The 21309-nt window shown below is 33.5% G+C and carries 19 protein-coding genes; 9 read left to right on the top strand and 10 right to left on the bottom strand.

All coding sequences use genetic code 11. The features are described from left to right. Positions 1-72: 72 nt before the first annotated feature. Together GKZ88_RS16915 and GKZ88_RS16910 are read right to left on the bottom strand one after the other, a co-directional pair. A complete protein-coding gene (locus GKZ88_RS16915; protein WP_155103524.1) occupies positions 73-2484 on the bottom strand; it encodes a TonB-dependent receptor plug domain-containing protein in 2412 nt (803 codons plus the stop codon). 62 nt (positions 2485-2546) lie between these two features. Next, positions 2547-4229 carry a M23 family metallopeptidase gene (locus GKZ88_RS16910; protein WP_155103523.1) on the bottom strand — a complete coding sequence of 561 codons (1683 nt, stop codon included), beginning with the start codon at positions 4227-4229 and terminating at the stop codon, positions 2547-2549. Between the two features lie 179 nt (positions 4230-4408). Here GKZ88_RS16910 and GKZ88_RS16905 point away from each other — a divergent pair, with 179 nt between their 5' ends. The 3 genes from GKZ88_RS16905 (at position 4409) to rny (ending at position 6771) form a co-directional block, all read left to right on the top strand. Next, positions 4409-4699 carry a hypothetical protein gene (locus tag GKZ88_RS16905; RefSeq protein ID WP_026727596.1) on the top strand — a complete coding sequence of 97 codons (291 nt, stop codon included), beginning with the start codon at positions 4409-4411 and terminating at the stop codon, positions 4697-4699. A gap of 6 nt (positions 4700-4705) precedes the next feature. Then, positions 4706-4999 (top strand): cell division protein ZapA, encoded by a 294-nt coding sequence (locus GKZ88_RS16900; RefSeq protein WP_155103522.1) that lies wholly within the window; start codon positions 4706-4708, stop codon positions 4997-4999. Positions 5000-5208: 209 nt separating this feature from the next. Beyond that, positions 5209-6771, top strand: coding sequence for a ribonuclease Y (rny, locus tag GKZ88_RS16895; protein WP_155103521.1), 1563 nt, complete (start codon positions 5209-5211; stop codon positions 6769-6771). A 76-nt stretch (positions 6772-6847) separates the two neighbouring features. Here the strand turns inward: rny and GKZ88_RS16890 are convergent, their stop codons facing one another. The 4 genes from GKZ88_RS16890 to GKZ88_RS16875 form a co-directional block, all read right to left on the bottom strand. Beyond that, complete coding sequence (locus tag GKZ88_RS16890; RefSeq protein WP_155103520.1) at positions 6848-8368, bottom strand: PAS domain-containing protein; 1521 nt, start codon at positions 8366-8368, stop codon at positions 6848-6850. 142 nt (positions 8369-8510) lie between these two features. Continuing rightward, positions 8511-9407: a site-specific tyrosine recombinase XerD gene (xerD, locus tag GKZ88_RS16885; protein WP_155103519.1), complete on the bottom strand. Its 897-nt coding sequence runs from the start codon at positions 9405-9407 to the stop codon at positions 8511-8513. Between the two features lie 79 nt (positions 9408-9486). Then, positions 9487-10056, bottom strand: coding sequence for a porin family protein (locus GKZ88_RS16880; protein ID WP_155103518.1), 570 nt, complete (start codon positions 10054-10056; stop codon positions 9487-9489). Between the two features lie 161 nt (positions 10057-10217). Beyond that, entirely contained in the window at positions 10218-10727 is a 510-nt protein-coding gene (locus tag GKZ88_RS16875; RefSeq protein ID WP_155103517.1) for a hypothetical protein, read from the bottom strand. A gap of 268 nt (positions 10728-10995) precedes the next feature. On the opposite strand from GKZ88_RS16875, the gene GKZ88_RS16870 reads away from it, so the two are divergent. The 3 genes from GKZ88_RS16870 (at position 10996) to GKZ88_RS16860 (ending at position 14783) form a co-directional block, all read left to right on the top strand. Continuing rightward, positions 10996-11562, top strand: coding sequence for a porin family protein (locus GKZ88_RS16870; protein ID WP_155103516.1), 567 nt, complete (start codon positions 10996-10998; stop codon positions 11560-11562). A gap of 127 nt (positions 11563-11689) precedes the next feature. Beyond that, entirely contained in the window at positions 11690-12103 is a 414-nt protein-coding gene (aroQ, locus tag GKZ88_RS16865; protein ID WP_155103515.1) for a type II 3-dehydroquinate dehydratase, read from the top strand. A 190-nt stretch (positions 12104-12293) separates the two neighbouring features. Next, entirely contained in the window at positions 12294-14783 is a 2490-nt protein-coding gene (locus GKZ88_RS16860) for a DUF5686 and carboxypeptidase regulatory-like domain-containing protein (RefSeq protein ID WP_155103514.1), read from the top strand. A gap of 240 nt (positions 14784-15023) precedes the next feature. On the opposite strand, the gene GKZ88_RS16855 is transcribed toward GKZ88_RS16860, so the two are convergent. From GKZ88_RS16855 to GKZ88_RS16840, 4 genes are all read right to left on the bottom strand, one after another. Beyond that, positions 15024-15899 carry a cation diffusion facilitator family transporter gene (locus tag GKZ88_RS16855; protein WP_155103513.1) on the bottom strand — a complete coding sequence of 292 codons (876 nt, stop codon included), beginning with the start codon at positions 15897-15899 and terminating at the stop codon, positions 15024-15026. 116 nt (positions 15900-16015) lie between these two features. Then, a complete protein-coding gene (gene murA / locus GKZ88_RS16850; protein WP_155103512.1) occupies positions 16016-17329 on the bottom strand; it encodes a UDP-N-acetylglucosamine 1-carboxyvinyltransferase in 1314 nt (437 codons plus the stop codon). 104 nt (positions 17330-17433) lie between these two features. Next, the gene (locus GKZ88_RS16845) at positions 17434-18153 is read right to left on the bottom strand and encodes a DUF4290 domain-containing protein (RefSeq protein ID WP_155103511.1); all 720 of its coding nucleotides are present in this window, start codon (positions 18151-18153) and stop codon (positions 17434-17436) included. Positions 18154-18156: 3 nt separating this feature from the next. Further along, complete coding sequence (locus tag GKZ88_RS16840; protein WP_035649758.1) at positions 18157-18453, bottom strand: DUF493 family protein; 297 nt, start codon at positions 18451-18453, stop codon at positions 18157-18159. 342 nt (positions 18454-18795) lie between these two features. Here GKZ88_RS16840 and GKZ88_RS16835 point away from each other — a divergent pair, with 342 nt between their 5' ends. From GKZ88_RS16835 to GKZ88_RS16825, 3 genes are all read left to right on the top strand, one after another. Further along, the gene (locus GKZ88_RS16835) at positions 18796-19710 is read left to right on the top strand and encodes a carboxylesterase family protein (RefSeq protein WP_155103510.1); all 915 of its coding nucleotides are present in this window, start codon (positions 18796-18798) and stop codon (positions 19708-19710) included. Between the two features lie 16 nt (positions 19711-19726). Next, positions 19727-20506, top strand: coding sequence for a hypothetical protein (locus GKZ88_RS16830; protein ID WP_155103509.1), 780 nt, complete (start codon positions 19727-19729; stop codon positions 20504-20506). Positions 20507-20729: 223 nt separating this feature from the next. After that, a complete protein-coding gene (locus GKZ88_RS16825) occupies positions 20730-21263 on the top strand; it encodes an ATP-binding protein (protein ID WP_347343892.1) in 534 nt (177 codons plus the stop codon). The last annotated feature ends 46 nt before the right edge of the window (positions 21264-21309 follow it).

The following is a 21309-nucleotide window of genomic DNA, read 5'->3' as shown; positions in this document are numbered from 1 at the left end:
TGGCAATTATATTAGAATATCAAATATACTATTTTTGATTGTAAATTTTGGTTTTATTGAATTTTACTAAACTTATAACCTCGCGTTCAGTTTTATATTAAAAACTCTCGAAGTCATATAATTTGGAATTGCATATTGATTTTTAGAATACACATCGCGCACCCAAGTATTTGTAATTGCGTTTTGATTATTGAAAAGATTAAAAATTTCAAGCCCAACTGAAAGTTCTTTAAAATCTTTCAGCCATTTGGCTTTAGCAACTTTTGTGCTGCTGTCAACAAAAATTTTAGCAAAACCTACATCAGCTCTTCTGTAATCATTTAATCTATTTTGGTACAAATACGGATCAGAGTATGCAGGCGCTCCTCCAGGCAAACCGGTATTATAAACTAAATTTAGATACAATTTTACGCTCGGAATATTTGGCATATAATCCTGAAACAGCATGGCAAATTTCAAACGCTGATCTGTTGGTCTGGCAATATATCCTTTATTTTCGTAATTTTCTTCTGTTTTCAAATATCCAAAACTGACCCACGATTCGGTTCCCGGAACAAACTCTCCATTCAGCCTAAAATCAAAACCTTGTGCGTAAGCTTTTGCATTATTATTAGCAATATATCGAATTCGGACATTATCAATCGAATAGACATTTACATCTGAAAGTGATTTATAATACACTTCGGTAACCCATTTAAAAGGACGATCCCACATTTTAAAATTATAATCGTTGCCTAAAACAATATGTACCGATTCCTGTGCTTTGACATTTGGATTTACCACTCCATCTAAATCCCGAAGTTCTCGATAAAATGGCGGTTGATGATACAATCCGCCAGAAATCCTGAAAACCATATCCATATCCCAATCGGGCTTAATAGCAAACTGCGCACGCGGACTAACGACTATTTGATTTTTACCTTCTACAGAAGCTCCTGAAACATTCCAGCTTTGAAAACGCGCACCAATATGATACCAAACCTGACTTGAACCAATTTCCGTTTTTTTATTAAATTGTGTATAACCCGAAAGCCTGTTTATTGTATTGTAATTTGTGGCTCGAATATCTTGATAAGGCAACAAAGGCCCAGTATAAGACTGATAAGGCTCATTGTTTTTAGGCAAAATAACCAAAGGCGGATTAACTGAAAAACCTGATGAATCAATTACCTCCCACTCGACTACGCGATCACGAATAGACTCTCTGGTATATTTCAAACCAAATTCCAGCTCACTGTCATTCAGCCATTCTTTAAATCCTTTAATTTCAGCATTGGCTATCAAAGCGTCTAAGTCATTTCGCGCATGATTAAGCTGCGAACCGATACCGCGTGTAAAATCAATATTTTCTGGATTGCCGTCTTCGTCAACATTTCCTAAACGATATTGTGCTAAAATATCAAAATGTTCCTGCTCCGTAGTATGAAACAAAGAACCAATTAATTTAAAAGTAAGACTTGGCGAAGCTTTATAAGTTGTTTTTAAAGCGCCAAAATAGGTTTCATATTTATCCTTTTCCTGACCTTCATAATAAACGCTCAATGCCATTGGCTGATCTATTGTGCCAAAATTGGTCTGACGCGTTAAGGGCTGATACGAATATTTATTCTGAGAAATATTTCCTAAAAAGCTCATTTGCCATTTTTCAGAAATATCATAATTTATATTCGTCTGAATATCGGCAAAAACCGGAGTATAATTTGTTTCTGTGTCTTGACTGTTCACAAGAAGACTATTGTTTCGATAACGAATTCCAGTTACCGCCGACCATTTTTTATTTTTAGAAACAAGATCAACCGCTGCACTTCCACCCAAGAAACTTGCTTCGAAAGCAGCGCCAAACTGAGTTGGTTTTCGGTAGGTAATATCTAAAACCGAAGACAATTTATCGCCAAATTTAGCCTGAAATCCTCCCGCCGAAAAATCTACATTCTGAACCAAATCTGTATTTGTAAAACTCAAACCTTCCTGTTGTCCAGAACGAATTAAAAATGGACGATAGACTTCAACTTCGTTTACATACACTAAATTTTCATCATAATTCCCACCACGAACTGCATATTGCGTGCTCAATTCATTATTTGAATTTACACCAGGCAATGTTTTTAGAATATTTTCTATTCCGGCATTTGCGCCTGGGATTTTTTTTATCGTTTCGGGTTCTACAGTAACAATACCCTGAACGCGTTTTTTATTTTTAGAAGAAACAAAAACTTCGCCCATTTGCTCCTCCGAATTATTCATTACCGGATTAAACAGAAAAACCTCATTTGGTTTTAAACTTACCGTCAAACTCAGCATCTTTAAAGAAATATGAGTAAAAATCAGAGAGATTTTTTTATTTGAAGGTATTTCGATATCAAAAACACCATGTGAATCTGACTGCACTACGTTTCCTAAACACGTAACATTTACATCTGCAACCGGACGGTTTTCTGTGTCTAAAATAACACCTTTAACACGAGCGTTTTGAGCAATTGCCATTTGGCTAATGCATAAAAAAAAGAAAACAACTATTAATTTATAATTATTCAAACGTTTTGATTTTATTTTTGTTGACTTCTAAAAAAGTGAGTTTCAAATACAGCGACATTTCCAACATTGTCTGCCACTTCAATTTTTAAATCATTTGCACCTTCACCCACTAATGCATCATCAAAAGTATGCGTAATTTTTCTGGTTTTATTATCATATTCAAACAAAATCCAATTCCCATTTAAATAGCCATTGTAAGATTTGATTCCCGAAATAGAATCACTTATTGTAAACTGTATTTTCTTTACATCGCTAATCCATTTGTCCTGAATAGGTTTAGCAATCGAAATTTTAGGTGCGATTGTATCCAAAACTAATCCAAATTGCCCTAAAGTTTTAGATTTTGCCGTAAAAACATCCCCTTTTCTTGAAGTTGCATTATAACTGCCGCTTCTTCCAATAAAAAGTTTATCTCTTAAAGCTTCATCGTATGTATCATCTTTAATTGTAATCGTAAAATTAGAATGCACCGGAATAACATCTTCGTGAATATAAACTTTATGATCTTTTACATCGAAATTCATATTGAAATCATCATAAAAAGTTCCCGCTGGAAAAAATACTGACATATTATCCTTTTCAAAAATAGCATCTCTATTTGCCTTGATAAAGTACTGTGAAACGATTGGCTCTTCTTTCACAATAGGAGTCGCAATGTCGTATTCAATTGGAACTGTAATAGAACTTAAATTTCCATAATAATCTGAAACTTCGATTCTATAAGAAGATGCTAAATTAGGATCCACCGATACAATTCCACGAAGCGAATCCGTTTTGATGATACTCAAGGCATACGGTGTTTTCATAAAAAGCTTCTGCACTCTTTGTCCAGATTTTTTATATTTTGGATAATCAATAAAAGCATTGATGTATCGCATTTCATCAAAAGAATAGGTATTAAATTGGTAATTGTAATTTTGATTTCCGTTTAAAAAAGTAGAAACATTGAAGACACCATTTTTGTTTCCTGAAACATCATCAAAATCGACAGCTGAAATCCCAAAACCAATTTTCCCGTTCGCTTTTACTTTACCGGCAAGATAAGTTCCGTCTTTTTGAAGCGACAGATTTAACATTATAGGCTGTTTGGATTGATTCACAACCGTATTCTCCATTGGATAAACAAAAACATTTGAAACCGAAGGCTTTTTTGTGTCTTTAATATTTTTATCAAATCCAAAAAATATCGGATTAATAACAAATTCTGACTTCGTATCACGAATTTCAAAATGCAGGTGTGGACCTTCAGAAGATCCCGTATTTCCAGAAAGCGCAATTAATTGACCTTTTGTTACTGGCAATTCATCTGGTTTTGGAAACATTTCAATCTCATATGCTTTTTCTTTGTAATGCGTTTTTTGAATATAATCCTGAACAGGACCTACTGCAGTCTGCAAATGTCCATAAACCGAAGTATAGCCATTTGGATGCGTTATATAAATACATTTTCCATTTCCAAAAGTCGAAATCTTAATTCTTGAAATATATCCATCAGCGACAGCATACACATTCAAGCCTTCTCTTTGATTTGTTTTTAAATCAAAACCAGCATGAAAATGGTTTGGCCTCAACTCCCCAAAATTTCCAGAAAGCTGCATCGGAATATCAAGCGGAGCACGAAAATAATCTTTAGGATACTGCGTCTGAGCAAAAATAAAGTGGCAAAATAATAAGGTGTAAAAAGAAAATCTCATAAGCAACATTTTTGCTAAGATAAAAAAATAAGAGGCGAAATCCGAGTATTAAGCTACAAAAATACAATTAACTGAATTTCATCTATTTGATTATTTTAACTGCAAAAAAATCGATAAAAAATTGCATTAATAAAAAGGAATACTAACTTTGTATGATTAAGTAATGAATAGGATTTATAATGAGTGTAATTGCCGAAATAATTGATACTCTTGAATATAAAGTCGAGAAGCTTTTTGAGAAATCAAAAGGTTTGGAGAAAAACAATCAGGATTTACAATTAGAATTAGCCAAAGCTGTGCAAATTATCCAGAAACAATCTGAAGAAATTGAAGCTTTGAAGAAGCAATATGAGACACTTAAAATAGCCAATTCGTTGCTCGGCAGCGACAATAACAAGAGAGAGACAAAGCTTAAAATAAATTCATTAATTCGCGAAATTGATTACTGTATAGCGCAACTATCAGATTAGTAAAACATGGACGGAAAGCTTAGAATCAAAATATCAATTGCAGACCGCGTTTATCCGTTAACGGTTGAACCTGCTCAGGAAGAAGGACTTAGAAGTGCTTCTAAGAAAATTGATGCGATGATTAAGCAGTTCGAAGAAAATTACGCAGTTCGTGACAAACAAGATGTACTAGCTATGTGTGCACTGCAATTTGCATCACAGGCTGAACAAAAACAAATTGATAACGCAATCGATGGAGAAGAAACCATCGCAAGAATTAAGAAATTAAATTCGCTATTAGATCAATATCTCGAAAATTAAACGTTCTTTACAGAAACTAAGATACTGCCTACATTAGTTCACAATTGGTAAACTCAACACTAACAATTTAGAATGAGCGAATCGTCACTACTATAGTATGCCCTCCTTTTGGCTGGGAAACTTGAACAGTGAGTTAGCTCAAAACTTGTCTTTACGAGTTTATTCAAGCAATTAATGTAGGCTTTTTTTATATATAAATTTTAACAAACATGGACATAATAACGATCATTATTTCAGGGATTGTAGGGATTGCAGCAGGTTTTGCAATTGCTAAAATCATCGAAAAAAGCAATATTTCTAATCTAATCAAAAACGCTAAAAAAGAGGCTTCTTCAATTTTAAAAGATGCTAATTTAGAGGCTGAAAATATCAAAAAAGATAAAATTCTACAAGCAAAAGAGCGTTTTATCGAACTAAAATCAGAGCACGAACAAGTTATTTTAGCTAGAGACAAAAAAGTAGCCGAAGTAGAAAAAAGAGTGCGCGACAAAGAATCTCAGATTTCAAATGAACTTTCGAAAGCGAAAAAAGTAAATGACGATTTTGAAGCTAAAACTCAAGAATACAATAACAAAATTGAGATTTTAGATAAAAAACAAAGTGAAGTTGATAAGTTGCACAAAAGTCAGTTACAACAACTTGAAGTAATTTCAGGACTTTCTGCAGAAGAAGCAAAAGAGCAATTAGTTGAAGGTTTAAAAGCCGAAGCTAAAAGCAAAGCGATGTCGCATATTCAAGATACGATTGAAGAAGCGAAACTTACTGCACAGCAAGAAGCTAAAAAAATCATTATCAATACAATTCAAAGAGTTGGAACTGAAGAAGCTGTTGAAAACTGCGTTTCTGTTTTCAACATTGAATCTGACGATGTAAAAGGAAGAATTATTGGCCGTGAAGGTCGTAACATTAGAGCTCTAGAAGCTGCAACAGGAGTAGAAATTATTGTTGACGATACTCCAGAAGCTATTATCTTATCTTGTTTTGACCCTGTTCGAAGAGAAATCGCTCGTTTGTCATTACACAAATTAGTGACTGACGGACGTATTCACCCAGCAAGAATTGAAGAAGTTGTTGCAAAAACAGCTAAACAAATTGATGATGAAATTATTGAAGTTGGTAAACGTACCGTAATCGACTTAGGAATTCACGGATTACATCCTGAATTAATTAAAGTTGTGGGTAGAATGAAATACCGTTCTTCATACGGACAAAACTTATTACAGCACTCCAGAGAAGTTTCTAAACTTTGCGGTATCATGGCGGCTGAATTAGGATTGAATGTAAAACTGGCAAAAAGAGCTGGTTTACTTCACGATATTGGTAAAGTACCAGATACTGAAAGCGATTTACCACACGCACTTTTAGGTATGCAGTGGGCTGAAAAATATGGTGAAAAAGAAGAAGTTTGCAACGCCATTGGAGCACACCACGACGAGATCGAAATGAAGTCATTGTTATCTCCAATTATTCAGGTTTGTGATGCTATTTCAGGAGCACGCCCAGGAGCAAGACGTCAGGTTTTAGATTCTTATATTCAGCGTCTAAAAGATCTTGAAGAAGTGGCTTACGGATTTAGCGGTGTAAAAAATGCATATGCAATTCAGGCTGGTAGAGAACTTCGTGTGATTGTAGAAAGTGAAAAAGTTTCTGATGACAATGCAGCAAACTTATCATTTGAAATTTCACAAAAAATCCAAACAGAAATGACTTATCCAGGTCAAGTAAAAGTAACTGTAATTAGAGAAACTAGAGCGGTTAATATTGCTAAGTAATTTCTCTTATAAATAAAAAACAAAGGCTATCTTTTCAGATAGCCTTTGTTTTTTATAAGTATTTTGATAAAACGAATTATAAATCTCCGAATATAATTTTAAAACTTGTCCCAACTCCTACTTTACTTTCAACACAAATACTGCCTTTCATAGCTTCGATTTGATTTCGAGTAATATAAAGGCCAATTCCGCGCGCTTCTTCGTGTTTATGAAATGTTTTATACATTCCGAATAAAAGATCGCCATGAACGGCCAAATCAATCCCCAGACCGTTATCTGTAATCTTTAATGATTTAAAACCATCAGGTTCAATTGCAAAATCAAAAACAATTAAAGGATCACGATCCGGATGCGCATATTTAATTGCATTAGTTGTAAAATTCAACAAAACGCTTTCCAAGTACGCCGGATTAAAATTAATGGTCAAATAATTAGGAACATTATTTACGATTGTAACATTTTTTCGTTTGTCATAACCTTTAATTGCTGCAATTGTTTTTTCAATATACTCGCACAGCTTCAAAGGAACAACAGCAATATTTATATTGCTTTGCGTTTTGACGATTTGTGTTAAATTCGAAATTGTATCATTTAGATCATTTGAAACCGTTCTTAAATGCACCAGCATTTCGCTTACGGTCTGTTTATCAACATCGGCATCAATAAAATCTAATATTGATTTTATATTACCCGCCTGAGTATTTAAATTATGCGAAACTATATGCGAAAAATTCAACAGTCGGCTGTTTTGATCGCTGTATAATTTCATCGTTTTTATCAGATCCAATTCTTTTTCCTTCTGCAAAGAAACATCTGTGTGAGTTCCAATAACACGAAGAGGCTTGCCGTTTTCATCACGTTTTATAACCTTTCCTCGATCCAGAATCCATTTGTAATTTCCACTGGAAGTCATTACACGATGGTAATTTTCGTAATATGGAATTTTATTATCAAAATGCTCGTGAATATCAGAGTAATATTTTGGCAAATCATCCGGATGCACAATTTTATCCCAGCGTTCAGGATCATCAAAAACATCTGTCGATTCTAATTCTAAAATTTTAAGCGAAAGCGAGGAATAAAAAACTTGATTCGTCACCATATCCCAATCCCAGATTCCAACTGTAGAAGCATCTAAAGCAAACTGAAAACGCTCTTCAGAAATACGAAGTCTTTCTTCTTTATCTTTTAAATCTGTGATATCAGAAACATGACCATAAAAACTTACATTGCCATCATGTGACAATTCGGTTTTAGAAGAAATCTTAAACCAACGTAAACCTTTTTTAGGCAAAACTGCTCTAAATTCAATCTCCCATGGCTTAATTTCTTTACGAGCTTTCACCAAAGACTGAAAAAACAAATCCCGATCCTGTGAAAAAATTCGTTCGTAGACAATTAATTTAATGTCGTTGGTAAATTCTGTTGCTGAAATTTCAAAAATATCATCGGCAGATTTGCTGACAAGAGGAAAAGAATAATTGTTATTGTTATCGATTACAAATTGAAAAAGCAAATCGGGCATTTCAGCCAATAATTTTTTATAAAAATTATTCACTTCTAAGCAATCTTCATTTCCATATAAATCAAAAACCATACAATAACATTTATGCAAATAGCGTGTATTTTAATCTTAAAACTGAAAAATATGCAGTTCGTCGATTTTATCTGCTTTTAGTAGAAATTATCATACAAGATATTAATTTTTCAGATAAAATTTAACTTTTGATCGAAAAAAATTACCTTCTTGGATGAAAAGTATGCATGACTTCCTTTAAGAAACTTCGATCTAAATGCACATAAATTTCTGTTGTTGTAATTGACTCGTGTCCCAACATTAATTGAATTGATCTCAGGTCGGCGCCGTTTTCTAAAAGATGAGTTGCAAAGGAATGCCGCAGCGTATGCGGACTAATACTTTTATGCAGACCAATTTTGACTGCCAAATCTTTTATAATAGTAAAAATCATGGCGCGCGTGAGCTGATTTCCTCTTCTGTTTAAAAACAAAGTATCTTCAAATCCTTTCTTGATAATTAAATTAGGACGTACTTCGTCTTTATAAATCTCGATATATCTTTTAGTCAATTTTCCAATTGGCACAAAACGTTCTTTATTTCCTTTTCCGGTAATTTTGATGAAACCTTCGTCAAAAAACAAATCTGAAATTTTTAAAGTAACCAGTTCTGAAACACGAAGTCCACACCCATATAAAGTTTCAAGCATTGCTCTGTTGCGTTCGCCTTCATTCGAACTTAAATCAATTGCAGCAATCAACGCATCAATTTCATCAACCGATAAAGTGTCTGGTAATTTCCTGCCCGTTTTTGGGCTTTCAATTAACTCCAAAGGATTATCATTTCGATAATCTTCAAAAATCAAATAATTAAAAAAACTTTTTAGTCCCGAAATTATTCTCGCCTGCGAACGCGGATTCACCTCTTTTGCTACCGAGTAAATAAATTGTTGCAGGGTTTCATCTGAAATTTTCAATGGTGAAACATCTATTTTATTTTGTTCCAAAAAAAGGCACAAACGCTCTATGTCAAAACCATAGTTTTCAATTGTGTTTTTAGACAAACCTCTTTCGATTCGCAAGTAAGATTGATAATCTTTTATATATCGGTTCCAATTCATAGCTACAAAGTAAATAATTTTTAGACATAAAAAAACCTTCCTGAAATTGAGGAAGGTTTTAATTATATTTTATTCTAAATTAGAATTTATAGGCTAAAGTTAAAGCTAAAACACTATTTTTTGGACTATCGTAATATTCTTCAATATCATCAACTTCATAATCAGCAATGTTAGATAAACCAACTGTATAACGGAGATTTACAGAAACATTATCTGTAAAATTATAACCAGCTCCAAAATTGAATCCAGTATCTACTGATTTATACCAATCTTTAATATCTTCTCCTTCGCTTTTTGCCGAAACTAAAAATCCTAATTGAGGACCGCCTTCGACAGTAAATTGTTTTGTAATATAAAATTTAGCCAAAACCGGAACATTGATATAATCTAATTTTCTATCGACATTTAAATCGTCCAATTTTGCTCCTTGAGTAGAAAACAAAACCTCTGGCTGGATCGATAATCTGTCAATAATCTTAATCTCAGCAAAACCTCCAACTTGAAAGCCAACTAAAGACTTAGTGTCCCAATAATTTCCTCCAGCAAAACTTGTAATATTAAGACCTCCTTTTATTCCAAACCTAGTTTCCTGAGCATTACTAAATGCAAAAGCCATTAATGCAATGGCAGATAAAATAATTTTTTTCATTCTAATTTGTTTTGGGTTAAAATTTAATTAACCAAATATAAAACTAAACCTACTAAAAATCAATTAGTTTTTTAACAAATAAATTAGTACTATAATGTCTTAAACAAAAAAGCCCTCCTCAAAATTGAGAAAGGCTAACAAAAACTAACTAAATATTTTTTTTAGAAGTGCAGTGCAAATCCAACATTGAACTGTAGAACACTTTTTGAGTAATCCTCATTCATAGAAATATTGTAACGAAGACCTGGCTCAACAGAAACATTTTTACCTACAAACCACGCGTAGCCACCTTGCAACCCAATAAAAGAAGGATTTTCATCAGCATCTTTTATACTTGCTCCAGTGTAAGAAGCTTCTAGAGGAAATTTATTTAATAAATAATATTTCGCTCCAACTTTATAAGAAATAGCATTTACACTATGTCCCATATCATCATAACCAAGACCAACCTTTACTGCTAAATTATCCGCAACAAAATATCCACCTTCAGCGCCTAAGCCCCATTGCGTTTCACCATCTGAATTAGACAAATGAAAACTTGTATTACCAACATTTGCAGCCCCAAAAGCCGTGTTAGCCTCAATTAACCATTTCCCTTTTGCGGTTTGTTCTTGTGCATTTGCGAAACCAAAAGCCATAACTGCAATAGCCGCTAAAATTAATTTTTTCATGATTTTATTTTTTAATTACGTACCAAAACTAAAATTATACGTATTAAAAAATAACCCCAAAACGAAAGAAAAACAACAAAATAAGACAGAATTATATTATAAAAAACATCAGCTTTCAAATATTCGCCCGAAAGAAACATTTATAAAAGCATTCAAAAAGTGAGAATTTTAATAACTTTTTAAAGCATCATATAAAACAATAAATCGCAAAATAAGTAGTTTTGATTTATAGATAACGTATAAATACCAATTTTTAAAAGACATTTTTATGAAGAAACTATTTTTAGCAGCTGTAATGTTCTTAGCAGCATCAACTGCAATACACGCACAATTATTAAAAATCGGGGTTAAGGCAGGGGTTAATTTTGCAAGTCAGCCAGGCGATGCATCATTAAATGGAGTAGCATTTGATAAAGACGGAATCACTAGCTTTCATGCTGGTTTAGTAGCCGAAGTAAAATTATTAGAAAAATTCGCGATTCAGCCAGAGCTTTTATATTCTACACAAGGAGCAACTTATAAATTTGCCGATGCTCAGGAAGACTTTAAAAATGAATTGGCTTATTTATCGATTCCTGTAATGGCAAAAATTTATATGACAAAATCACTAAGCTTAGAGGTAGGCCCACAAGCTTCATTTTTATTAAGTCAAAAAAATGACGTAAGATTTGACGACGCTAACACATTTGATTTTGCTATCAATGCAGGATTAGGATTAAAACTTACAGAAAGTATCTTTCTTCAAGGACGTTACAGTCTAGGATTAACAGATGCTTCACCAAATGCAGATATTAGAAACTCAGTAGTGCAGCTTTCAGCTGGATTCATGTTCTAAAAAGAATATCACATACTTTTACAAAAACCGTTCTATTAATTAGAGCGGTTTTTTTATTTTTACATACTTATGAATTATTTTCTGTAGAAAGTAAAATGATTCAATACTTTAATTTAACTAAACACTTATGAAAATCTGCATTATCAACGGACCCAATTTAAATCTTTTAGGAAAAAGAGAACCAGAAGTTTATGGAAGCCAGACTTTTGAAGATTATTTTGAAACGTTGAAACAAAAATTTCCAAACATTGAATTTTCTTATTATCAAAGTAATATTGAAGGTGAATTGATTGGCAAAATTCAGGAAGTTGGTTTTTCATTTGACGGAATTATTCTGAACGCCGGTGCGTACACACATACCTCCATAGGTTTAGGCGATGCAATGAAAGCGGTAACAACTCCAGTTATTGAAGTTCATATTTCGAATACTTATGCGCGCGAAAGCTTCAGACATCAATCTTATTTATCGGGAAATGCAAAAGGCGTTATTTTAGGTTTTGGACTTAAAAGCTATGAATTGGCAATCCAATCTTTTCTATAACTAATCTCCTTTGCAAAAGAATGTCATCCTGAGCGAAGTCGAAGGCTATTGAAACGAGAAGGCTTCTCCCGAAGTCTCGGGACGCTCAGCCTGACAAATGAATCGATGATGCAAATTGAGATTACAATTTAACAAATTATTAATAGGCTCAGATTCAAGTTATTCTATTTTTGTAAGATAAACCACTTACATGAAAAACTATACTTTATTTGCCTTCTTCTTTTTTTCGATTTCTAATTTTGCCCAAATCAAAGGAACTATAACCGACGAAAAAGGAAATCCACTGCCTTTTGTTTCTGTTTTTGAAGAAAACACTTATGCCGGAACTACATCAAATGAACAAGGAAAATATCAGCTAAATGTAAAAGAAACGGGCAAAAACAAAATCATCTTTCAATATCTAGGATTCAAAACACAAAAGATTGCCGTTTCTTCTGATTCAAAAACTATTGTTCTTGATGTTAAAATGCTCGAAGAAAGTTACGCTTTAAATGAAGTTGTCATTGATCCAAAAAACAATCCTGCAGATGCAATCATAAAAAGTGCCATTGCCAACAAAAAAGACAATTCAGATAAAACTGGCAGATATACAGCCGATTTTTATTCGAAAGGAATGTTTAAAGTGAAAGATCTGCCTAAAAAAATTCTGGGACAAAAAGTAGATCTCGGCGAGGATATGGCATCAAATCTAGACTCGACGGGAACCGGAATCTTGTATTTATCAGAAACTGTTTCGAAAATTACATTTGAAAAACCAGATAAATTAAAAGAGAAAATTATCGCATCAAAAATCTCAGGAAACAATAGAGGATACAGCTACAACACTGCTGCTTTATCGACTTATGATTTTTATGACAATACTTTAGATTTCGACATCAAACTCATCTCTCCTATTGCCGACAATGCGTTCAGTTATTATAAATACAAACTTGAAGGCACTTTTTTTGACGACAACAATCAGCAAATCAATAAAATAAAAGTTACTCCTAAACGCGACAAAGAACCTGTTTTTGAAGGTTACATTTACATTGTTGACGACAGTTTTGCTATTTATGCAGTTGACTTGGACATAAAAGGCTACCGCATGAAAAATGAATTTACTGAAGTAATGAACCTAAAACAAAGTTTCAGTTATAATAAAGCTCAAAAGATTTGGTCAAAAAATGCACAATCGCTCTTTTTTAATGCCGGTATTTTTGGAATTAAATTTTCCGGAACATTTAATTATGTGTATTCAAATTACGAGTTTCCGGCTTCTTTTGAAAAGAAAACTTTTGGAAATGAAATCGTTGCTTTTGAACCAAACGCCAATAAAAAAGATAATGCTTTCTGGAATGAAATTCGTCCAATTCCTTTAACCATTGAAGAAAGTACGGATTACACAAAAAAAGACAGTCTGCAGACTATTAGGAAATCTCAAAAATATACAGATTCAATCGATGCCAAAAACAACAAATTTAAAGTTTGGGATATTTTAATGGGTTACGATTACAAAAACACTTTCGAGAAATATTCTTTTAATTATAAAGGCTTATTAAACCTAAGTTCATTAAGTTTTAATACAGTTCAGGGTTTCAATTTAGATTCTGGTTTTTCGTTTAGAAAATGGAATGAAGAAACAGGAAAAAGCACCTCGATAAGCACTACTTTCAATTATGGTTTTTCTGATGATCGTTTACGTGTTATTGGTGAATTCAGTCATCGATTCAACAATATAAATTATGCATCCATCTGGGCTTCGGGCGGAACAAAAACGGCTCAGTTTAATGGTGCCGAACCTATTACAAAATTTGTCAATTCGATAGCATCATTATTTTTTAAAGATAATTATATGAAGCTGTACAATTTAGAATTTGCTCAAATCAACTACGGCCAAGATGTTGCGAATGGTATAAACCTGAATGCTAAAATCGCTTACGAACAGCGCAAACCGCTTTTTAACACAACTGATTATTCGTTCTTTAAACAAGATGATATCTATTCCTCTAATAATCCGCTGGCGCCAAATGATTTTACAACTCCAGCTTTTGATCCGCATCATTTATTCAAAACAGCAGTGACGGCCCGAATTAATTTTGGAAATAAATACATTTCAAGACCTGACGGAAGATTTAACGTCAAAAATGAAAAATACCCTACCGTTTATTTAGTTTTCGAAAAGGCTTTTGCAGCGAGTGAGAAAAAATATGAATTTGAAAGAGTTGGCGCTTCTGTTCAATATGATTTATCTTTAGGAAACAAAGGAATTTTGGGAACGAATTTCAGAGCTGGAAAGTTCTTTAATGCCGAAAATATTGCTTTTATGGATTACAGACATTTTAACGGAAATCAAACTCATATTGGCACAAGTGACCGTTATTTGAATGTTTTCAACTTAATGCCATACTATTCAAATTCAACAAACGACAGTTATTTCGAAATGCATTTGGAGCACAATGATATGGGATTTGTAACCAATAAAATTCCGCTGATCAATCTCCTGAAATCGACAATGAATATTGGATTTCACACATTGGCAATTCCAGACAGAAAACCTTATTCTGAATTTACAGTCGGTTTAGATAATTTAGGTTTCGGGAAATTTAAAATCTTCCGAATTGATTATGTACATTCCTATCAAGGTGGCATTCAGCAAAATGGAGTTGTGTTTGGACTGAAGATTTTGAATGTTCTTAATTAAGATACTGAGGCTCTGAGATGCTAAGGTTCTAAAGTTTTTTCTTTTGAATCCTAAATCGTGATTTCAAAAACATAAAAAATCCGCTTAATCTGCAAAATCTGCGTGAAACCAGATTGCATTAAGCGGATTTTTATTTTTAAAATTTGATATTCTTTGCGTGGGCTTCGATTTCGCTCAGCCTGACAAAAATCCTGAGAGAAAAACTTAGAACCTTAGTAGCTCAGAATCTTAGAATCTTTTTTAGTGATAATCATCTGGTTCAATATGTATCAAAACATTTCCTAACTGCGGTATTTTTTCTTTTAAAGTATCTTGCAATTTATGTGATAAATCATGTCCTTCTTTTACAGAAATACTAGCTGAAACAATTGCATGAAGATCAACGTGATAACGCATTCCCGCTTTTCGGATAAAACATTTTTCAGTTCCGAGAATTCCTGGAACCATAAGGGCAACAACACGAATTTCTTCTACTAAATCGTCGTTTAAGTTTTCATCCATAATTTCGCCAAGTGCTGGTCTGAAAATTTTGTAGCTGTTATATAAAATGAAAAAAGCAGCAAAAAGCGCGGCCCAATCATCTGCAGATTCATAGCCTTTTCCCATAATCAATGCAATTGAAATCCCGATAAATGCCGCAACAGAAGTTATGGCATCACTGCGATGGTGCCAAGCGTCGGCTGCTAAAGAGGAACTATTGGTCTGCTTGCTTCGCTTCATTACGACACGAAACGAATATTCTTTCCAAATAATTATTGCTCCCAAAACATATAAAGTCCATGATTTTGGCAAATCGTGAGAAGTACCAATATTAGCAATACTTTCGTACCCAATAATAGTTGCTGAAGTAATTAAAAACCCGACAACTAAAAATGTTATCAAAGGTTCTGCCCGGCCGTGTCCGTAAGGATGATTTTCATCGGCCGGTTTGTTAGAATACCTGATTCCAAATAAAACCAAACAGGACGAAAATATATCCGTCGTTGATTCGATCGCGTCTGCAATCAAGGCATATGAATTGCCAAAAAAACCTGCGAGACCTTTTACAAGGGCCAGGCAGGTATTTCCAGCTATACTAAAGATAGTAGCTTTTATAGCTTTTTGTTCGTTTGTCATTTAGACTATTTTTCTTTCGCTATGAATTCACGAATTATTTTTGATAATCTTTGCAGATTTAAATTCGTGAATTGCTTCGCCAGTTCGCTTTCGCTCGTGTCGTAGCTAATCTTTTTTTATGCTCTTACGATTTTTGCACCAATCGCTCTTAAACGCTCATCGATACGCTCGTATCCACGGTCGATTTGTTCGATATTTTGAATTGTACTTGTACCTTTTGCAGAAAGCGCCGCAATCAATAATGAAATTCCTGCACGAATATCAGGAGAAGACATTGTTGTTGCTTTTAATTGAGATTCGAAATTATGCCCCATAACCACAGCTCTGTGCGGATCACATAACATAATTTTTGCTCCCATATCAATTAATTTATCAACGAAGAACAAACGGCTTTCGAACATTTTTTGGTGAATTAAAACATCTCCTTTTGCTTGTGTTGCCACAACCAAAACGATACTTAACAAGTCAGGAGTAAATCCTGGCCATGGTGCATCGGCAATAGTTAAAATAGAACCGTCGATATCTGTTTTTACTTCATATCCATCTTTGTGAGCTGGAATGTAAATATCATCGTTACGTTTCTCGATTGTAATACCAAGTTTTCTGAAAGTATTCGGAATCAAACCTAAGTTTTCCCAGCTAACATTTTTGATTGTGATTTCGCTTTTTGTCATAGCCGCAAGACCAATCCAAGAACCAATTTCAATCATATCAGGAAGAATTCTGTGCTCACAACCTCCAAGGCTTTCAACACCTTCGATAGTTAATAAGTTAGAACCAACTCCTGTAATTTTTGCGCCCATAGAGTTCAACATTTTACATAATTGCTGTAAATATGGTTCGCACGCAGCATTGTAAACTGTTGTTGTTCCTTTTGCCAAAACCGCAGCCATTACAATGTTTGCAGTTCCAGTTACAGATGCTTCGTCTAAAAGCATATCTGTTCCGGTCAGACCTCCTTCTGGAGATTCTACTCCATAAAAATGATCTTCTCTGTTATATCTAAATTTTGCTCCAAGGTTAATAAAACCTTCAAAGTGTGTATCTAATCTACGGCGTCCAATTTTATCTCCACCCGGTTTTGGAATATATCCTTTTCCGAAACGAGCTAAAAGCGGTCCAACAATCATAATAGAACCACGAAGCGCTCCACCTTCTTTTTTGAAAGCTTCAGTTTCTAAATATCCAACATTAACCTCATCTGCCTGAAATGTAATTGATCCTGGCTCATTGCGTTGAATTTTCACCCCTAAATTACCCAGCAAAGTGATTAATTTATTGATGTCTATAATATCAGGAATGTTATTAATTTTTACTTTATCTCCTGTTAGAAGCACGGCACATAAAATTTGTAATGCCTCATTTTTTGCTCCTTGCGGAGTGATTTCTCCTTTTAAAGGAGTTCCTCCTTCGATTTTAAAAATTCCCATAGATCTCTTTTAAGTTTCTGAGATACTAAGACTCTAAGATTCTAAGTTTTTTTCTGAGAATAAAACCTCAGTATCTTAGAGTCTTAGCAACTTAGCAGCTTTCTTTATTTTTGATTATTGTTTTTTTGAAAAGGTTTTTTACCGCCTTTATTATTGTTTTTGTTGCTTTGAATTTTTGCTTGTCCACCAGGAGTGGTTTTGTTTGACACACGTTTATTGGTACGCATTAAGTCAGTTGTATTCAAAAGCTCTTCTGTGCTTTGTAATAAATTGATCTTTCCGCCAGACAATTCAAATAAATGTTCGAAAATCACATCATCTTTTACAGTGTCTTTATTCCAGCTCAAAAATGATTTTTTCATGTGGTTTGCAATGACTAATACTAGGGCATTTTTCATTTCGCCATCTTCCCATTTATTAGCCACATCAATCATGTACTTGATGTTATTGCCGTAAAATCTGTACTTTGGAAAGTTCTGCGGATATTGCAATACATCTGGTTTTAACTCTAAAACCTCTCTTGATGGAATTGGGTAAGGAGACTCAACATTAAGCTTAAAATCAGACATAATAAAAAGCTGATCCCATAATTTATGTTGAAAATCAGGGACATCACGCAAATGCGGATTCAAACTTCCCATAACCTGAATGATGTATCTCGCGGCTTTGTTGCGCGTTTCATCATCCTCAATTGCAGTAGCCTGGTCAATCAATTTCTGTAAATGACGACCATACTCCGGAATAATCAAACGCTGTCTTTCAGAATTATATTCTAAGTTGAAAACAACATCATTCGCGACTTCTTTTTTATATTTTTCGACCATAAGTTATAATGAAACTATACCTTCAATTGTAGAAACTTCTTTGTATTTACTAATCACATCATCTGAGCTGTGCATTGTAACATCAACAGAAACGCTGGTAAATTTACCTGTTTTAGATTTTGTTGTTTTAATAACTGCGCCCATACGGTCAAAAGCTTTTTCAACACGCTCTACATTATCCGCCACAGATGGCACAATAAACTTGTACAAATATTCTGCGGGCCAAGTGTTTGCATTGTCAAGCTCTAATTTTAATCTTTCGTAAAATTCAGCTGTATTTTTTTCTTTATCGTTCTCCATTCGTAATTAAAAATAAACGCAAATATACGGTTTTGATTTCAGATTTTTTAGATTTTTTCTTTTGAAAAAAGGCGCAAAATTATAAAGACGCAAAGGTGCACAGAAAAAAGCAATAGAAGATTATTTCTTTGTAAATTTTCCTCTTATATTTGAGAAAATAATCTGCCGAAATCTCTCGCAAACATATGAACGTTTTGTTTTTTTGTCATCCTGAGGAACGAAGGATCACACTAGAACGTCGACAAAGATTGGAGAATTTCTGTGCGGAGCTACTTGTGTGATCCTTCGTTCCTCAGGATGACAAGTTGGCGTTCAAACTCTTCGACATTAAAACATATCATAATGAAAAAAATTATCATCTTACTTTTTACATTTTTTACTTTTCACAATATTCAAGCCCAAGAAGTCAAAACTTTAACCTATTTTCAAAATGACACTATAAAACTGGATTTAGATTTATATCTGCCAAAGAAGAAAGCTGGCGAAAAAATTCCGTTGATTATGTTTGCTTTTGGCGGTGGATTTTCTGGCGGAGAGCGTACGAGCGAAAAAGAATTCGGGAAATTTATGGCCGAAAACGGTTATGCGGTTGCCAGTATTTCATACAGTTTATATATGAAAGGAAAAGATTTTGGATGCAAAGGGACTTTAACCGAAAAAATAAAAGCGATTCAAATTGGCGTGAGCGATATGTGGCAGGCAACTTCGTTTTTAATTGAAAATGCAAATAAATATAATCTTGATACTTCAAAAATATTTATTTCCGGAATTAGCGCCGGTGCCGAAATTGGTTTCCAAGCTTCCTTTTGGGACTATAAACTCATGAATTTATACAAAAGCAATTTACCTGAAAACTTTAAATATGCCGGATTTATTGGAGGATCAGGAGCTATTCAGGATATTAATTTAATTACCAAAGAAAAAGCGATTCCGATGTTATTGGCGCATGGAAGCAATGATGATACCGTTCCGTACAGTGCGGGTTCTCATCGCTCCTGCCCTACAAATGCTTCGGGCTGGCTGATTCTTTTTGGATCTTATGCAGTTTATAATCAAATGAAAGATTTACATAAAGACATCGAATTGATTACTTTTTGCGGAGGCGGACATGAATTCTCAGGCTATCTTTTTCACGATGGACAACAATATGTTCTCGATTTTGTGAATGATGTTTTGAAAGGAAAGAAATTTGAATCGCATTTGATTGTTCCTTCTAAAAAAGGGAAAGGTTCGGAGAAATATTTGTTTTGTGAGTAACGAAGTAACTTAATTTATGAGAATACAAATAATATTATCAATAATCTTTTCAGGATTATTGATTCAATGTAAAGAAAGCACTAAAAAGTCGGCACAAAAAAAAGAACTACTTTCCGCCACAAATAATTACAATTTTGTTGGAGATGCAAGTTTTAAATTTCAATATTTTTCTGACAGCTCTTATGTTTTTACAATTATTGACAATGATGCAAATCACGAAAAATTAGAAAAATTCAATGATTTCTGCTATTCTAAAAATGACACCGTTTATTTCAGCCAAACAAGATTTCGTTATAATGGAAGTGATAAGGCAGTTATCAAAAATAATTTCATTGAATTTATTGGAGGAGATTTTCCTTTAAAAATTGAAATAACAAAAAACCTACTTCAAACAAAAAACAACTTAGATTTTCAAAATTATAATAACTATACATTTTTTATTTTTGAACCAAAATTTCATGAAAGATATTTTCACGATAAGACAAAAACTTTAAAACCAGCAGATTTAAACCAAAAAGAGCTGACCGAACTTGATCAAATTTTAAGAAAATGTTTCTCTGATAATGCATCAAAATTAGAAAAATTTGACAAATACATCAATCAATGCATTATTGTAATAAATGAAAAACAAGAAAAAGAAATTTTGATAAACTCTTATTGTAAAGATTCTTTCCATAAAAATGATTATAAATATTCTTTAATAGATATGTCTGATGGTGGAAATTGCAACATTAGTTTAAAAATCAATCTAACAAAGCATAATTATTCAGATTTAAATATCTCTGGAAGCGCATAGTTTAATTGAACATTATAAAATATATTTATCAAAAACAAAACCATGCCTCTCCTCTAGCCCTGATGGAAGCGGAAATCCTTTTGTTTTTTTCTTTAAAAAACAAAAGATTGCAGTGGACAGCAGGAACCCATGCCTGCTAAAAATGCCAAATTTTTCGCTTCAAGCAAATATTCTTTTTAATTATGAATAAGTTTAGGTAAATTTGCCCTTTATTTTTAGAATAGTGCAAAAAGAAATCATAGTTCTCATTGGCGGTCCTGGTACGGGAAAATCTACGCTTATAAACGAATTAGTCGCTCGTGGCTATTGTTGTTACCCTGAAATTTCTAGAGAAGTTACACTTGAAGCTCAAAAAAGAGGCATCGAGCAATTGTTCTTGGAACAGCCTTTATTGTTTAGCGAAATGCTTTTAGAAGGACGTATTCAACAGTTTGAAAACGCTAAAAAAGAACCTGATAATGTAGTTTTTATTGATCGCGGCATTCCAGATGTTGTGGCTTATATGGATTATATTGGCGACGAGTATCCAGAAAATTTTGTAAAAGCATGTGAGGATTTTAAATATTCTAAAACTTTTATTTTACCCCCTTGGGAAGAAATTTATCAAAGCGACACAGAGCGTTATGAGAATTTCGAACAGGCATTGACAATTCAGAAACACTTAATTGAAACGTACAAGAAATACGGTTACGATTTAATTGAAGTTCCTAAAGATACGGTTGAAAACAGAATTCTTTATATCTTAGACAAAATTTAGCATCCGGGTTTAAAGTTGCAAAACTAGAAACTGATTTCTAAATTTT

The organism is Flavobacterium sp. LC2016-01 (assembly GCF_009711135.1).
Taxonomy (GTDB): domain Bacteria; phylum Bacteroidota; class Bacteroidia; order Flavobacteriales; family Flavobacteriaceae; genus Flavobacterium.
Note: the sequence above shows the minus strand (reverse complement) of the source record. Positions and strands in the feature narration are given on the sequence as shown.

What these genes read in the sequence shown, in the direction of transcription:
- GKZ88_RS16835 (WP_155103510.1), top strand. Translation starts at nt 18,796, where the DNA reads ATGAAAAAAATTATCATCTTACTTTTTACATTTTTTACTTTTCACAAT.
- GKZ88_RS16915 (WP_155103524.1), bottom strand. Translation starts at nt 2,484, where the DNA reads ATGGCAATTGCTCAAAACGCTCGTGTTAAAGGTGTTATTTTAGACACA.
- rny (WP_155103521.1), top strand. Translation starts at nt 5,209, where the DNA reads ATGGACATAATAACGATCATTATTTCAGGGATTGTAGGGATTGCAGCA.
- GKZ88_RS16875 (WP_155103517.1), bottom strand. Translation starts at nt 10,727, where the DNA reads ATGAAAAAATTAATTTTAGCGGCTATTGCAGTTATGGCTTTTGGTTTC.
- GKZ88_RS16880 (WP_155103518.1), bottom strand. Translation starts at nt 10,056, where the DNA reads ATGAAAAAAATTATTTTATCTGCCATTGCATTAATGGCTTTTGCATTT.
- GKZ88_RS16900 (WP_155103522.1), top strand. Translation starts at nt 4,706, where the DNA reads ATGGACGGAAAGCTTAGAATCAAAATATCAATTGCAGACCGCGTTTAT.
- GKZ88_RS16855 (WP_155103513.1), bottom strand. Translation starts at nt 15,899, where the DNA reads ATGACAAACGAACAAAAAGCTATAAAAGCTACTATCTTTAGTATAGCT.
- GKZ88_RS16830 (WP_155103509.1), top strand. Translation starts at nt 19,727, where the DNA reads ATGAGAATACAAATAATATTATCAATAATCTTTTCAGGATTATTGATT.
- murA (WP_155103512.1), bottom strand. Translation starts at nt 17,329, where the DNA reads ATGGGAATTTTTAAAATCGAAGGAGGAACTCCTTTAAAAGGAGAAATC.
- GKZ88_RS16860 (WP_155103514.1), top strand. Translation starts at nt 12,294, where the DNA reads ATGAAAAACTATACTTTATTTGCCTTCTTCTTTTTTTCGATTTCTAAT.
- xerD (WP_155103519.1), bottom strand. Translation starts at nt 9,407, where the DNA reads ATGAATTGGAACCGATATATAAAAGATTATCAATCTTACTTGCGAATC.
- GKZ88_RS16905 (WP_026727596.1), top strand. Translation starts at nt 4,409, where the DNA reads ATGAGTGTAATTGCCGAAATAATTGATACTCTTGAATATAAAGTCGAG.
- GKZ88_RS16840 (WP_035649758.1), bottom strand. Translation starts at nt 18,453, where the DNA reads ATGGAGAACGATAAAGAAAAAAATACAGCTGAATTTTACGAAAGATTA.
- GKZ88_RS16845 (WP_155103511.1), bottom strand. Translation starts at nt 18,153, where the DNA reads ATGGTCGAAAAATATAAAAAAGAAGTCGCGAATGATGTTGTTTTCAAC.
- GKZ88_RS16910 (WP_155103523.1), bottom strand. Translation starts at nt 4,229, where the DNA reads ATGAGATTTTCTTTTTACACCTTATTATTTTGCCACTTTATTTTTGCT.
- GKZ88_RS16890 (WP_155103520.1), bottom strand. Translation starts at nt 8,368, where the DNA reads ATGGTTTTTGATTTATATGGAAATGAAGATTGCTTAGAAGTGAATAAT.
- aroQ (WP_155103515.1), top strand. Translation starts at nt 11,690, where the DNA reads ATGAAAATCTGCATTATCAACGGACCCAATTTAAATCTTTTAGGAAAA.
- GKZ88_RS16870 (WP_155103516.1), top strand. Translation starts at nt 10,996, where the DNA reads ATGAAGAAACTATTTTTAGCAGCTGTAATGTTCTTAGCAGCATCAACT.